The sequence below is a fragment of the Pseudomonas fluorescens group sp. genome (assembly GCF_020093335.1).
GTDB lineage: Bacteria > Pseudomonadota > Gammaproteobacteria > Pseudomonadales > Pseudomonadaceae > Aquipseudomonas > Aquipseudomonas petroselini.
Genome location: NZ_JAIOKW010000011.1, coordinates 122,991 through 135,953, shown reverse-complemented (window position 1 = coordinate 135,953; position 12,963 = coordinate 122,991). Strand labels below are relative to the sequence as shown.

10 protein-coding genes are annotated in these 12,963 nt (G+C 61.6%); 8 read left to right on the top strand and 2 right to left on the bottom strand.

The annotated features are described in order from the left end of the window. Positions 1–25 precede the first annotated feature (25 nt). Entirely contained in the window at positions 26–1,309 is a 1,284-nt protein-coding gene (locus tag K7431_RS14735; RefSeq protein ID WP_015884893.1) for an ATP-binding protein, read from the bottom strand. Continuing rightward, a complete protein-coding gene (locus K7431_RS14730; RefSeq protein WP_043205622.1) occupies positions 1,306–1,989 on the bottom strand; it encodes a response regulator transcription factor in 684 nt (227 codons plus the stop codon). Before K7431_RS14730 ends, K7431_RS14735 begins: the two co-directional genes overlap by 4 nt. 188 nt (positions 1,990–2,177) lie before the next feature. On the opposite strand from K7431_RS14730, the gene bamA reads away from it, so the two are divergent. The 8 genes from bamA (at position 2,178) to K7431_RS14690 (ending at position 12,917) form a co-directional block, all read left to right on the top strand. After that, on the top strand, positions 2,178–4,544 hold the full coding sequence (gene bamA, locus K7431_RS14725) for an outer membrane protein assembly factor BamA (protein WP_015884895.1): 2,367 nt from the start codon (positions 2,178–2,180) through the stop codon (positions 4,542–4,544). Between the two features lie 260 nt (positions 4,545–4,804). Further along, entirely contained in the window at positions 4,805–5,797 is a 993-nt protein-coding gene (locus tag K7431_RS14720; protein ID WP_043205623.1) for a SphA family protein, read from the top strand. A 15-nt stretch (positions 5,798–5,812) separates the two neighbouring features. Next, positions 5,813–6,994, top strand: coding sequence for an MFS transporter (locus K7431_RS14715; RefSeq protein ID WP_043205625.1), 1,182 nt, complete (start codon positions 5,813–5,815; stop codon positions 6,992–6,994). Positions 6,995–7,029: 35 nt separating this feature from the next. Further along, the gene (locus K7431_RS14710) at positions 7,030–8,475 is read left to right on the top strand and encodes a carotenoid oxygenase family protein (protein ID WP_015884898.1); all 1,446 of its coding nucleotides are present in this window, start codon (positions 7,030–7,032) and stop codon (positions 8,473–8,475) included. A gap of 226 nt (positions 8,476–8,701) precedes the next feature. Then, complete coding sequence (locus K7431_RS14705) at positions 8,702–9,553, top strand: fumarylacetoacetate hydrolase family protein (RefSeq protein ID WP_015884899.1); 852 nt, start codon at positions 8,702–8,704, stop codon at positions 9,551–9,553. A 3-nt stretch (positions 9,554–9,556) separates the two neighbouring features. Next, positions 9,557–10,378 carry an IclR family transcriptional regulator gene (locus K7431_RS14700; RefSeq protein WP_015884900.1) on the top strand — a complete coding sequence of 274 codons (822 nt, stop codon included), beginning with the start codon at positions 9,557–9,559 and terminating at the stop codon, positions 10,376–10,378. A 21-nt stretch (positions 10,379–10,399) separates the two neighbouring features. Continuing rightward, positions 10,400–12,046 (top strand): bifunctional 3-(3-hydroxy-phenyl)propionate/3-hydroxycinnamic acid hydroxylase, encoded by a 1,647-nt coding sequence (locus tag K7431_RS14695; protein WP_015884901.1) that lies wholly within the window; start codon positions 10,400–10,402, stop codon positions 12,044–12,046. A gap of 22 nt (positions 12,047–12,068) precedes the next feature. Further along, positions 12,069–12,917, top strand: a complete 849-nt coding sequence (locus K7431_RS14690) for a VOC family protein (RefSeq protein WP_043205627.1) — start codon at positions 12,069–12,071, stop codon at positions 12,915–12,917. The last annotated feature ends 46 nt before the right edge of the window (positions 12,918–12,963 follow it).

The following is a 12,963-nucleotide window of genomic DNA, read 5'->3' as shown; positions in this document are numbered from 1 at the left end:
TAATGAGGGGCGACGTACAGGGCGGTCAAGCCAGTGTAATGTCGTGTAAAGATCGCGCGCTGTGGAGGTTGATCTCCACGGTCAGCCCGCCCCCTGACTCGTTGCGCGCCTCGATATGGCCGCCATGCATCTGCACCGCCCTCGCGGCAATGGCCAGGCCCAGGCCAAAGCCGACAGTGGCATCGCCCACACCGCGTTCGAACGGCTGGAAGATCGTGCGCAGTCGGCCGGGCGCCACCCCTGGCCCATGGTCGCTGATACGCACGCTTAAGCGATTAGCTTCGCGATTGACCTGCGCCGACACCTGCACGGTCGTTCCCGGACGGGTATAGCGTACGGCGTTGCGAATCACGTTTTCAAAACAGCGGTACAGCAACTCGCCGCTGACACAGGCGATAAACGGCGGGCAAGCCTGCAAGTGAACGCGACAGTCCTTGATACCCGCTTCGAATTGCGCATCGTCGACAATCATCGTCAGCAATTCAACGATATCCACGGGTTCGCGCTCGATGCTTTCAGGGCGGCCCTGCAGGCGGGCCAGGGTCAGCAACGCCTCGATCAGCGTGTCCATGCGTTCGGACTCGCGCTCGATGCGCTCGAGCATTTCCAGGCGTGCGGCGTCCTGGCGCAACAGGCCGATGGCCGCTTGCATGCGCGTCAACGGTGAGCGCAGTTCATGGGAGATGTCGTGCAGCAGATGGTGCTGGGCTTGCACCAACACCTTCAACTGGTTGGCCATGCGGTCGCAGTCTTCGGCCAGGTCGACGATTTCATCGCGGCGCTTGCCCATGGAGGGCTTGACCCGGGTTTCGAAGCGCCCCTGGGCCACATCGCTCATCGCCCGGCGCAGGTGCGCCAACGGCCAGGCCAGGTAGTACGCCATGTACCCGCTGAACAGCGCACTCATCAACGTGCCGATGATCAGCGGGACCTGTTGCCAGGGCCTGCCGCCGTCATCACCGGGGGCGTGGCTTGAGCGCAGTGAAAGCGCCAGGCCTTCCTTACTGGTCACCGCGCGTTCAAAGGCCGGCGCCGCAACCGCAGACCCCGCCAGTAACTGGCCGGTGCGATCATAGATGCCGATGGCCTCGTCTGGCGGACGCTCCCATACCGCCAGGAACTGGCCAGCGGCGTCGACACCAAATTGCTCCAACAGCTTTTGCTCACTCGCGAGGATGGCGCCCACATGCGGGTCTCCCGGGCGGAAGCGGCTCAGTTCCAGCACACCGACCCCCACCAGGAACGTCAAGGTGGTTGCCAGCCAGAACGCCAGGAACAGTTTCCAGAACAGCAGGCTGGGCTTGGTCATTCGGCAATCAACAGGTAGCCGAGGCCACGCACGCTCTGGATCCAGGCCTTGGCGTCCGGGCGCGGTCCCAGCTTTTGCCGGATGCTGCTGATATGCACGTCGATACGCCGGTCATAGCGGGTCAGCGGGCAACCCAGGGCATTGAGCGACAGATCCTTTTTGCTCACCACTTGGCCGGCGCTGCGGGCCAGTTCTTCGAGCAGGCTGAACTCGGTGCTGGTCACGCCCAGTTCCGCACCGTTCCACAAGGCCTGGCGCTTGCCGGGCCATAACACCAGCGAGCCGGTCTTGATCACCTCGGTGGTTGGCTGGCCCACCGCCTGCACCCTGCGCATGATGGCTCGCAGGCGCGCCACCAACTCGCCTGGGGAGCTGGGTTTGGGCACGTAGTCATCAGCACCGAGTTCCAGGCCGGTGATGCGGTCGATGTTGTCGCCACGGGCGGTGAGCAACACCACCGGGACTTGGCTGACGGCACGGATACGCCGCAGTACCTCGATGCCCGAACGCTGGGGCAGCATCACATCCAGCACCACGATGCTGTAGCGACCCGACAGCGCCTCAGCCTCACCCGCCTCGCCCGTATGCACGGCCGTGGCCGCGAACCCTTCGCACTCCAGGTACTGGCGCAGCATTTCAGTCAATTCCTGGTCGTCGTCGACTAACAGTACGGAGATCATGACGGGCTCGTCCGAGGGGTGGGCGCGCATTATCAGCCTTGCAGCCGGGATTCGGGCCAACCTTTACCTAACTTGACATTCAGTTAACCGCACCAAACGCCGTGCACTCTTATGCTGGCTCTTCACCGGTCGGCGAGTGAACCAAGCGCGCCGGCGCTGCTTGTCGATGTGTTCTGGAAAAGATCTTGATGAATTTTTCGCGCCTGCTCTGCTCGGTTGCGCTGCTGCTCAATGCCTCACTGGCACTCGCCCAAGGCTTCAAAATCTCGGATATTCGAATCAATGGCCTGCAACGGGTCTCGGCGGGCAGCGTGTTCGGTGCATTGCCGCTGAACGTCGGCGACGAAGCCGATGACCGGCGCCTGGTGGATTCCACTCGGGCGTTGTTCAAGACCGGTTACTTCCAGGACATCCAGTTGAGCCGCGAAGGCGACGTGCTGATTATCAATGTAGTCGAGCGCCCTTCGGTTGCCAGTATCGAGTTCGAGGGCAACAAGGCGATCGCCACCGATGACCTGATGAAAGGCATGAAGCAATCAGGCCTGGCCGAAGGCGAGATATTCCAGCGCGCCACCCTGGAGGGCGTACGCAATGAACTGCAGCGCCAGTACGTGGCCCAGGGTCGCTATTCGGCATCGGTCGACACCGAGGTCGTGCCCCAACCGCGCAACCGCGTGGGCCTGAAGATCAAGATCGACGAAGGCGAAGTGGCATCGATCCAGCACATCAATGTGGTCGGCAATACGGTATTCGCCGACGACGCCTTGCTCGACTCATTCACGCTCAAGACCAGCAACTGGCTGTCCTTTTTCCGGAACGACGATAAATACGCGCGGGAGAAACTCTCCGGCGACCTTGAACGCCTGCGCTCCTTTTACCTGGACCGCGGCTACATCAACATGGATATCACCTCGACGCAGGTCTCCATGACCCCGGACAAAAAGCACGTGTACATCACCGTGAATATCCAGGAAGGCCAGAAATACACGGTGCGCGACGTCAAGTTGAGTGGCGAGCTGAAAGTCCCGCAGGACCAAGTCCAGGCGTTGCTACTGGTGCAAAAGGGCCAAGTGTTTTCGCGCAAATTGATGACCACCACTTCGGACCTGATCACCCGCCGCCTGGGCAACGACGGTTACACGTTCGCCAACGTCAACGGCACGCCGCAGGTGCATGAAGCGGACCACACGGTCGACATCACCTTCAGCGTCGAGCCTGGCAAGCGGGCTTACGTCAACCGCATCAACTTCCGGGGCAATACCAAGACCGACGATCAGGTGCTGCGTCGCGAAATGCGCCAGATGGAGGGCGGCTGGGCCTCGACCTACCTGATCGACCAGTCCAAGGTACGCCTGGAGCGCCTGGGGTACTTCAAGGAAGTGAACGTCGAGACGCCAGCGGTGACCGGGCTGGATGACCAGCTGGATGTGAATTACGCCGTAGAAGAACAAGCGTCCGGCTCGATCACGGCCAGCGTCGGCTTCGCCCAGAGTTCGGGGCTGATCCTCGGCGGGTCGATTACCCAGAACAACTTCCTCGGCACAGGCAACTCCGCCAGCCTGGGGCTGACCCGGTCGTCCTACCAGAGCAAGTACAACATCGGTTTCACCGATCCCTACTTCACTCGTGATGGCGTGAGCCTGGGTTACAACGCGTTCTACAACAAGACCGACTACAACAAATACTACGATGACGGCGTGTCCTATTACGCCATCAACAGTTATGGCCTGGGGGCCAGCCTCGGCTACCCGATCAATGAGACGTCGCGCCTGAGTGTCGGCCTGACCGCCCAACACGACAGTATCGAACCGGGCACCTACAGCGCCGACGAGATCTACGACTTCATCGAGCGCGAAGGCAAACAGTTCACCAACTTCAAAGCCAACCTGGGCTGGTCGGAATCGACCTTGAACAAAGGCGTGCTGGCAACGCGTGGGCACTCGCAAAACCTCAACCTGACGGTGACGGTGCCCGGCAGCGACCTGAGTTTCTACAAGCTCGACTACACGGGACAAACCTTCCTGCCGGTCAGCAACAACACCACCCTGCGCTTGCATACCAAGCTCGGTTACGGCAACGGCTACGGTTCCACCGACGGCTTACCCTTCTATGAAAGCTATACGGCCGGTGGCGAAGGCACGGTGCGCGGTTTTGAAAGCGGCACGCTCGGCCCACGCAGCACCCCGGCGACCGGGACTTATGCCAGCGCCGGCCAGGCCTATTATTCGGACCGGGATACGGAGGCGCTGGGCGGCAATATCCTGATTACCGGCGGCGCGGAGTACTTGTTCCCAGTGCCGTTCATCAAGGACAACAAATCCGTGCGCACTTCGCTGTTCTGGGATGTGGGCTCGGTGTATTCGGACAAGTGCTACCTGAGCACTACCCAAGGCTGCGGCGGTGTGGACCTGAGCCAGATGGCCAGTTCGGTGGGGGTGGGAGTGACCTGGTACAGCCCGCTGGGGCCATTGAGCGTCAACCTGGCTTATCCGATTCGCACACCTGAGAATGCCGACAAGCAGGTCTTCCAGTTTTCCATGGGGCAGACGTTTTAACAGGGCCTGATCGATTTTTTCCACAGTGAGTGGCGACGCACAGTAGGTGTGTGTGCCGCGTCATCTACTGGGACGTTGAACAGACCACGTTCACGGCATCGCGCCTCTCAACCCGTTGAGAGGGCAAATCAACCGGCGTGACATGACGCTCTCAGTCAACTCTGACCGCTGTGTACAAGTAACAGCAACGCTCGGGAATTAAAGTTGAAGTGCCAGGGGAAGCAACCCCAGCTCACAACTCCAATAATAGAGCGACGTCAATGAGACTGACACCATCCTTGCCAGCGTGCCTGGCCCTCAGTTGCGTATCACTTGCCGCCTTTGCTGCCGAGGGCCCTCCACCGCCCTCCGTCAGCCAACCCAGCGGCATCAACCTGGGCGGCACCAGCTTCTACGACGGGTTCGCCGGCCCACCGGGGCTGACGCATCAGACCTATTTGAAGTTCAGTACGTCCAGCAGCATTCGTGACAATGGCGGCAAGGACAACGGCAACTTCGATAACCCGAAGATCAATGTCATTACCCTGATCAACCAGTTCAGCTATTACTCACCGGACACCATCGGCGGCGGCGCGCACCTGGGCTGGAGCCTGTTGGTACCGGTGGTTTCCCTGGACGGCGACTTCGGCGACAACGGCGTCAAACTCAAGGACAACGGGGTCGGCCTGGGTGACGTCACTGTCGGCCCGCAGATCCAGTTCGATCCGCTCGTCAACGCCGAAGGCCGACCGGTGTTCGTGCAACGCGTGGCCTTCGATACGATCCTGCCCACAGGCAAGTACGACAAACACAAGGACTTGAACCCCGGCTCCCATTACTTTTCCTTCAACCCCTACTGGGCCGCGACCTTGATGCCGGCACCACGCTGGGAAGTGAGCTGGCGCCTGAATTACCTGTACAACTTCAAGAACGACGATCCCGCGAGCAGCTCGGCACAGTTCTTTGAAGGGCGCCCCGTGCGCGACACCCAATCAGGGCAGTCGGCCTGGGCCAACTTTACCGCCTCCTACGAGGTGTACCCGAAGGTCTCGGTCGGGATCAACGGGTATTACTTCCGGCAGATTTCCGATGACCAGGTCAACGGCGACCGCCTGAGCAACTCTCGCGAGAAAGTCCTTGGCATTGGCCCCGGCCTGTTCTGGAAGATCACTGAGGACAAGGCGTTCTGGCTCAATACCTATAAAGAAACCGGGGTAGAGAACCGCAGCAAGACCGATTACGCCGTGCAAGTTCGCTACGTCCATAAGTTCTGACTGAGGTGATGTGTGATGAATGCGCTCGACTCCATCGACAGCAAGCAATCACTGGGCGCTATTTGCCTGATGATGGTCATTTCCCTGGGAACGCTGCAGATCCAGCCGATTCTGGGCGGCGCGCTGATTGATCAACTGGGGGTGCCGCTCAATGCCATCGGCGTGATCTTCGCCGCCGAACTGATCGCAATGGCCATCGCCTGCGGCGTATGTGCCCTGCTCATGGCCCGTGTCGACCGCCGCCGCTTTGCACGGGTAGCCTTGTTGATACTGGCCGTCGGCAACCTGGCCAGCACCCAGCTTCACAGCCAGACGTGGCTGGTGATCTTGCGGATCATCTGCGGCGCCAGCGGTGGCGCGGTCATGGCGGTGGTGTATGCGACCGCGGCACTGCGCCGGTCCAAAGATGCAACGTTTGCAGTGATCAATATCGGCAACTTGTTATGGGGCATGCTGCTGGTCACCTCAATGCCTCTGCTGCTGCAGGTATTTGGCGTGCGCGGTGCCTTTGGCCTGCTGGCCATCACCAGCCTGCTTGCCGCATTGGGTTGCGGGAGAATCCCCCGGTACTACCCGGACGCCCAACGCATCGCCCATGGCGCCGCCCGACCGTTCGGGCTGACCTCGCTGCTGCTGATCGCGCTGTTTGCGCTGCTGTTCTTCGGGCATTCCGCCCTGTGGGTGTACCAGGAACGAATCGGTAAAAGCCTGGGCCTGGAACCTCAACAGATCGGGGCTATCCTCGGTGGCAGCATCTTGGCGGGCGCCCTGGGTGCGGGCCTCTCCGGTCTGATCGGACGGCGGCTTGGCCTACTGTTCCCGCAACTGTTGAGCTTCGGTGCTGCATTAGTGGCGACCCTGATCATGGTGTACGGCGACAGTACCGTTGCATTTGCCACCACGGCGTGCCTGATCCATATGGTGTGGTTCTTCAGCTTGCCGTACCTGCTTTCCATGGCCGCCGAACTGGATCCCTCCGGTCGCCTGGCAGGCCTGGGCAACGCCGCGATATTCATCGGGCAAGGGCTTGGCCCCTTTGGCGCCGCGCTGGTAGTCGGCGAGGGGCATTTCCGTGCGGTGGGCTGGCTGGCCGCCTGCGCTTATGGGCTGGCCTTGATTATCTCGTGCCTGGTGGTGGCCCGCTTCCGTCGCGGCGTCAAGCCTCGCGGGCAGGCCCTGTCAGCCCAATCCGCCTGAACGACGTCAAACCAACCGATCAATGAGATAACCCGATGAATACGCCATTCCCCCACACCCCGGAGTTTACCGGGGCGCTGTATGCCCCCAGTCGCGTTGAGGGCGACGTGTATGACCTTGAGATCGAAGGCACCCTTCCCGAAGCGATCCGGGGTGCCTTTTACCAGGTGTCACCCGACCCGCAGTACCCGCCCATGCTCGGCAGCGATATTTTCTTCAATGGCGATGCCTTGGTCAGCGGCTTTTATTTTGCCGACGGCAAGGTTTCGCTGCGCCGCCGCTATGTGCTGACCGATCGCCTGGTCGCCCAGCGTCGCGAAGGGCGTTCGCTCAATGGTGTGTACCGCAATGTCTACACCAACGACCCGCTGGCGGCCAAAAACAACACCACCGCCAACACGTCTGTGATCCCGCACAACAACGTCCTGCTTGCCCTCAAGGAGGACGCCATGCCCTGGGCGCTGGACCCGCTGACCTTGGAGACCCTCGGCGAGTGGAATTTCGACGGGCAGATCGACGCCGCGACGTTCACTGCCCACCCCAAGCTCGACCCCGTCACGGGAAACCTGCTGGCCTTCAGTTACGAAGCCAAAGGCGACGGCACACCCGACATGGACTATTTCGAGATATCGCCGGAGGGGAAGCTGCTGCATGAAATCTGGTTCCAGGCGCCCTACGCCGCGATGGTCCACGACTTCGCGGTCACGGAAAGGTATGTGGTGTTCCCACTGATCCCGTTGACGGTGGACGTCGAGCGCATGAAAAAAGGCGGCCAGCATTTTCAGTGGCAGCCCGAATTGCCCCAGCTATTTGCCGTGGTGCCCCGTGACGGCCATGCGCGCGACGTACGTTGGTTCAAAGGGCCCAAGGACGGCTTCCAGGGCCATACCCTGAATGCGTTCGACGAAGACGGCAAAATCTATGTGGACATGCCGGTCACCGGCGGCAACATCTTCTACTTCTTCCCCCAGGCGGACGGTTTCGTACCGCCGCCAGAGACCCTGGCCGCCAGCCTGATGCGCTGGATATTCGACCTGAACAGTGCGCAGGATGAACTGCAACCCCAGGCGCTGACGGACTATCCCTGCGAGTTTCCACGCTGCGATGATCGCTACATCGGTCGCAAGTATGAACATGGGTTCCTCCTCGCCTTCGATCCAGAACGCCCGTACAACCCGTCGAACGGGCCGATGCCGTTCCAGTTTTTCAACCTGCTGGTTCACCTCAACCTCACGACCGGTGTCACCGATGCCTGGTTTCCCGGCGACAGTGGCTGTTTCCAGGAACCCATTTTCATTCCGCGCTCAGCGCACGCCGCAGAAGGCGATGGCTATGTGGTCTGCCTGCTCAACCTGATTGCCGAAGGCCGCAACGAACTGGTGGTGCTGGACGCCACCGACATGGCCGCCGGCCCTCTCGCACGCATCAAAATCCCGTTCCGCATGCGCATGTCCCTGCACGGCTGCTGGGCACCGCGCTAAATCGCGCCAGCCCACCTCTCCTCCAAGCGACACGCCCGTGGCCATCCACTTGCTGGAAGGGCGCGGGCTGCCCGGTTGCCGGGCTGAATCCGATGATCGAACAGAAAATTAGCATTTATTTCATATTGCAGGATTTATGCATAAATCCCACTTTACAGGATAAATGTGCAGGACTAGATTGACCCCATTGCCGCCATCTCCCGCTTCCTTTTCGAGAGGACATTTCATGAAACTTGCAAGCTTCAGTGTTCACGGTCGCACGACCTACGGTGTGGTCGACGGTGATCAACTGATTGACCTGGAATCGGTCAAACCCACCTTTGGCCCCGACCTCAAGCATGCCATCGCCGCCAATCGCCTGGTGGAACTGACCCCCGCCGTGCTCGCGCCACTACCCCGAGTGCCAGTGGCCGACGTCACCTTCCTGCCGGTGATCGCCAATCCCGGCAAAGTGCTGTGCATCGGCATCAACTACGCCACCCACGTGCGTGAGACCGGGCGTGACATGCCGACCTATCCGATGATTTTCACGCGCTTCGCCGACAGCCAGGTCGCACACCTGCAGCCGATTATCCGTCCGAAGGTGTCGCACAAACTGGATTTCGAAGGCGAGCTCGCAGTGGTCATCAGCAAAACCGCAAGGCACGTCAACGCAGCAGACGCGCTGGACTACGTGGCCGGTTATGCCTGCTACAACGATGGCAGCGTGCGCGACTGGCAGAAGCACACCCTTCAGTTTGTGCCTGGCAAGAATTTCCCTCACACCGGCGGATTCGGCCCCTGGCTGGTGACCCGCGATGAAATCAGCGACCCGCAAAACCTGGAACTGACCACGCGCCTGAACGGCGAAGTGATGCAACACACCCGCACCAGCGACATGATTTTCGACGTGCGCCAGTTGATCGAGTACTGCTCCACGTTTACCGAACTGGCACCCGGCGACGTGATTGTCAGCGGCACCACCGGTGGCGTCGGGGCCTTCCGCGAACCGCCGGTTTGGATGAAGCCCGGCGACACCGTCGAAGTCGAGATATCCGGCATCGGCCTCCTGCGCAACAGCATCGCCGACGAGCAGTGAGTCATGAATTTACTGTCTGAATCAGAACGCCCGTCGGACCTGGATGCCGACAGCAAAGGTTCCAGCCTGGAACGCATGCTGCGGGTGCTGGATCTGTTCACCGAGGCCAGCCCGATCTGGGCGGTGGACGAAATGGGCGCCGCGCTGGGTTACACCCGCTCGACCATCTACCGCTACGTACGCGAACTGGCCGAGGCGAGCCTGTTGTTTCAGGTCGAAGCCGGACGCTATGCACTGGGCGCACGGATCATCACCTGGGACCGTCAGCTGCGCCTGAGCGACCCTCTGGTGCGCGCGGCACAGTCGCTGGAACAGGCTCTGCCACGCTGGAGCGAGCAACAGGTATGGCTGATCTGCCGGCTGTTCAAGGACCAGGTGGTGTGTATCCACCAGCATGGCGAGTTGTTCAGTGAGGTCAGCTACTCCCGGGGTTCGCCCAGGCCGTTATTCCTCGGCGCGACATCGAAAGCGATCCTCGCCAACATGACCTCGCGCCAGCACCGCCAGCTGTTCCTGGAAAACCCGGATGAAGTGCGCGCCAGCCACTTGGGCCAGACCTGGGAACAGTTCCGTCGCGCGCTGCAGCAACTGCGTCGCCAGGGCTATGTCGCCAGTGCGGCGGAAATCGATCCCGGCGTCTACGGCCTGGCGGCACCGATTTTCGACAGCGACGGCAAGGTGCTGGGCAGCATCAGTTGCGTACGCCCGATCGAGGAGCGCGACAACGCCCAGGAAGCGCAACAAGGGGAACAGATGCTGGCCCTCGCGCAGACACTCTCGCAACGCATGGCGGCCCTGACTCACCGCCCCGCGCAGCCGGACTGAAACCTTTGGAAGGGAATAACAATGACAACCCTCAACAGCTTCAGCACTCAAGTCCTGATCATCGGCGCCGGCCCCACCGGACTGACCTTGGCCAACCTGCTTGGCCAGGCCCATGTGGATACCCTGATCATCGACCGCAAAGCCGGCACCGTGACTGAGCCCCGCGCGGTCTCCATCGACGATGAATCCCTGCGCACCATGCAGGCGATCGGGCTGGACGACGCCGTGCTACGGGATGTGGTGCCCGGCTACGGCGTGCATTACTTCACCCGCGCGGGCGGGCGTTGCTTTGGCAAGGTCGAGCCCACCGGCAAGGTGTATGGGTTTCCCAAACGCAATGCCTTTCGCCAGCCGCTGTTCGAACACACGCTGAAGACCGGTCTTGAGCGCTTTGCGAGCGTGACTGCACGCTTCAATCATGAGCTGCTGGAGTTCACCCAAGACGCGCACGGCGTGCGTGCCTTGATCAAGGACGCCGATGGCCAACTGCTCGACGTCAAGGCCAACTACCTGGTCGCCTGCGACGGCGGCCGCAGCCCGGTGCGCAAGCTACTGGGGGTCGAGATGGTCGGGTCGAGCTTCTCCTCGCGCTGGCTGGTGGTCGATACCGACCAGGACGACGACCCGTTCTGGCAGACCCGCGTGTACTGCGATGCCCGGCGCCCGGTGGTGGAAGTGCCCGGCCCGCACCGTACGCGGCGTTTCGAATTCATGCTCCGGCCGGACGAAACCGAGGAGCAAGTGCTCAGCCCGCAAAGCCTGCACACGCTGCTGCGTCCGTTCAAGGGCGATGCCCCGGTGTCGATCGTGCGCAAGACGGTCTACACCTTTCACGCCCGCGTGGCCGAGCGCTGGCAGGTGGGCCGCGTATTGCTCGCCGGCGATGCCGCGCACCTGACCCCGCCCTACGCTGGGCAAGGGATGAACAGTGGCGTTCGCGATGCACACAATCTGGGCTGGAAGTTGATCGGTGTACTCAACGGCAAATTGGCCGCGACCGCCTTGCAGTCCTACGAAAGCGAGCGGCGCGGGCATGCCTGGGCCTTGATCAAGTTGGCGCTGAACCTGGGCGTGGTCATGGCGCCGGCTACCGTGCTGCGTGCTCGCCTGATCAGTGCGGCATTCGCGTTGGTCGGCCTGGTGCCGTCGCTGCGCGACTATTTCCTACAGATGCGCTTCAAGCCAAAACCACGCTTTACCCAAGGCCTGGTGCTGCCCGAAGGCAAGGCCGGAAAGCTGGCCTGTGGGCAAATGTTTCCTCAGCCGCTGCTGACCGATGCCCAAGGCCACGTCCAGTTGCTGGACGCAAGCATCGGTGCCGGCTTTGCCCTGATTCAATATGGCGACCCTGCTCGCCAGCGCCTTGACGAACTGCGCCACGGTCTTTGGGATCACCTGGAGGCCAAGCGCATCCTGATCCTGCCTGCACACTTCCAGGCCCTGCCATCGCTGCCTGGCTGCACCGTACTTCAAGACCATGAGGATGCGCTCAAGGAGCTGCTCGGCGACAGCCACACGTTTGTGCTGCTGCGCCCCGATCGCTATGTCGCCGCCCTCTTCGACCGGACCACCCAGGACCAGGCTGCCGCCGCCTTGCAGGCGCTGTTCGGCATCCCCCCGACAAGCGCCTGCGCGGATCAGCCGGCCATGGCCCCCGTCTACCCCTGAACCTTCAGCCCCAGAGGTGTTTATGCAAACCTTGCAGACTTCTACCCCCGCACGCCTGTGCTACTTACACCTGGCGAGCAAAGCGCCCCACCAGCAAGTTGACTTCTATCGGCGCCTGCTGGACATGGAGGGCCTGGCGCAGGCAGACGGCAGCTGGCTGCTCCAAGGGCCGCAACGGGCCATGCTGATCTCGCCCGCCGATCACAGCGGCCTGCTCGCGGCCGCCTACGACCTGGGCAGCCAAGCGCGCTTGAGCGAACTGCGCACGCACCTGGTGGGCAAGGGTTGTAGCGTCGAAGCGCTCGACTCGCCGCTGCTGGAAGCCGGCGCCTTTCAAATCCGTGACCCCCAGGGCCGGCAGACCGTGTTTGGCGTGTCTCGTGGCGCCGTCACCACCGACCGCAAGGGCATGCCGGGTCGCCTGCAGCATGTGGTGTTCCAGACCACGGAGCTGGAAGCGATGATCGACTTCTACGTCAACACGGTGGGGTTCACGGTCTCGGACAATGTCGTCGATGAGCAGAGCGGCCAGCTCACGACCTGCTTCCTGCGTTCAGACGACGAGCACCACTCGCTGGCGTTTTTCCGCGGTTCGAAAAACGAATGGGATCATCACTGTTACGAAACCAACGAGTGGAATGACATTCGTGACTGGGGCGACCGCTTCGCCAAGGAGCGGATTACGTTGTTCTTTGGCCCGGGTCGCCACGGTCCGGGCAATAACCTGTTCTTCATGGTGGTCGATGCCGATCGCAATCGCCTGGAGTTCTCGGCGGAGCTGGAAATCACCGAAGCCAGCCGCGCGCCAGGCGTCTGGCCCCAAGAGGAATACACCCTCAACTCCTGGGGACGCGCCTGGATCCGCAGCTGAAAAGACACATTCCAAAGGGTCTGCCCTCATCTACCCTCAATCAACG